3 protein-coding genes are annotated in these 1,547 nt (G+C 67.4%); 2 read left to right on the top strand and 1 reads right to left on the bottom strand.

The window, feature by feature from the left end; genetic code table 11:
* Nucleotides 1–172: 172 nt before the first annotated feature.
* A complete protein-coding gene (locus tag B1L11_RS44465; protein WP_079321116.1) occupies nucleotides 173–583 on the bottom strand; it encodes a MerR family transcriptional regulator in 411 nt (136 codons plus the stop codon).
* Nucleotides 584–645: 62 nt separating this feature from the next.
* Here B1L11_RS44465 and B1L11_RS44460 point away from each other — a divergent pair, with 62 nt between their 5' ends.
* Complete coding sequence (locus B1L11_RS44460; protein WP_079321115.1) at nucleotides 646–1,353, top strand: SDR family oxidoreductase; 708 nt, start codon at nucleotides 646–648, stop codon at nucleotides 1,351–1,353.
* A gap of 54 nt (nucleotides 1,354–1,407) precedes the next feature.
* A complete protein-coding gene (locus tag B1L11_RS53610) occupies nucleotides 1,408–1,542 on the top strand; it encodes a hypothetical protein (protein WP_256863446.1) in 135 nt (44 codons plus the stop codon).
* The last annotated feature ends 5 nt before the right edge of the window (nucleotides 1,543–1,547 follow it).

The raw sequence follows: 1,547 nt of genomic DNA, 5'->3' as shown, positions 1-1,547 counted from the left end.
TGGGCCTGGTGGAGTCGGCGTAGCGCGGATGGTCGTTCCGGGCGACAGCCGCCGCTAAGCACCGGCCCGGCCGCCGTTGAGGCGCCAGGTCCCGGCGGGATGAATTCGGCCGGGAAGCGGTTCTTGTGGTGTCTACTTGCCAGCGCTGCCGGAACAGTCTCTCGCATTGCAGTCAGTGCCGCGGAGGTGACGTGTGCGATGCGGCGACGTCCGCGCTCGCCGAGCACGTCGCTGGAGAGTTCTCGTACTCGGCGGCGAGGCGGATCAGCTCTTCTAGTCGATCGTGCGCCCTGGTCAGGGCGTCGATCTTGACCCGGATACGGGCACGCTCGTCCGTGAGTCGGCGTGTCATCTGCGGTGTCGCGACGAGGGTGTCCAGGAACGGGAGGATCTGCAGGATCGCCTTACTGGTCAGACCGGCCGCGTAGAGGAGCTGGATGAACTTCACCCGCTCAACGGCAGACTCGGGGTACTGGCGGTGGCCGCTGAGGCTGCGGTCGGCGATGACGAGCCCCTGCTCTTCGTAGTACCTCAGCGCACGGACGCTGACTCCAGCACGTTCGGCCACCTTTCCGATGCGCATGGCACCTCCCGTGCAGTCCGGACTTGATCCTCACGTTGACGTGAGGATCTAGCGTACGTCTTATGAACATTCACGGAGCGACTGCGCTCGTCACCGGAGCCAATCGCGGCATCGGCCGCCACCTCGCCGCCCAACTCGTCGAGCGAGGCGCGAAGGTCTACGCGACCGCCCGTCGTCCCGAGTCCATCGATCTCGACGGCGTCGAGGTCCTCGCCCTGGACATCTCCGACTCGGACTCCGTCGTGGCCGCAGCCCGCGTAGCGGGCGATGTGAACCTGCTGGTCAACAATGCCGGCATCGGAGGCGGCGCCCTGCTCGGTGACCTGCAGGCGGTCCGCGCTGCGCTGGATGTGAACTTCTGGGGCACGCTGTCGATGGCCCGTGCCTTCGCGCCGGTCCTCGCAGCGAACGGCGGGGGCGCGATCGTGAACATGGCCTCTTCGGCGTCCTGGTTCGTCTTCCCCGGCAGCAGCGCCTACGCGGTCTCGAAGGCGGCCGTCTGGAGCATGAGCAAAGCGCTGCGCCAGGAACTGGCCGGTCAGGGCACGCTCGTCACCTCCGTGCATCTTGCGATGGCCGACACCGACATGACGAAGGGCTACGACATGCCCAAGATGGACCCCGCCGATGTCGCACGGATCACCCTCGACGGTGTCGAGGCCGAGGCGCCCGAGGTGATAGCCGACGAGTTTACCGAAATGGTCAAGGCATCGCTGAGCAAGGACCCGCGGGAGTTCGACAAGCAGTTCCACCAGTTCCTGAACGCCTGACCGCAACCCATCCGCTCCCTACAAGGTGCGGAACGCACCCGGGCGCTGAGCGATGTGGCCGGAACCCTGCTGTCGCAGGCACCCGCCCCGCCGCGGGTGCGGGCGGCGGCGTTCCGGATGCTCGCCACCCTGCCCGGCGTCAAGGCCGAGGGACGGCGGCCGACCCGATGGGCCGTACCGGAAGGGTGATCTCC

Source organism: Microbispora sp. GKU 823 (assembly GCF_002027145.1).
Taxonomy (GTDB): domain Bacteria; phylum Actinomycetota; class Actinomycetes; order Streptosporangiales; family Streptosporangiaceae; genus Microbispora; species Microbispora siamensis.
Note: the sequence above shows the minus strand (reverse complement) of the source record. Positions and strands in the feature narration are given on the sequence as shown.

Coding starts and splice junctions, on each gene's coding strand:
- B1L11_RS44465 (WP_079321116.1), bottom strand. CDS start 583: ATGCGCATCGGAAAGGTGGCCGAACGTGCTGGAGTCAGCGTCCGTGCG.
- B1L11_RS44460 (WP_079321115.1), top strand. CDS start 646: ATGAACATTCACGGAGCGACTGCGCTCGTCACCGGAGCCAATCGCGGC.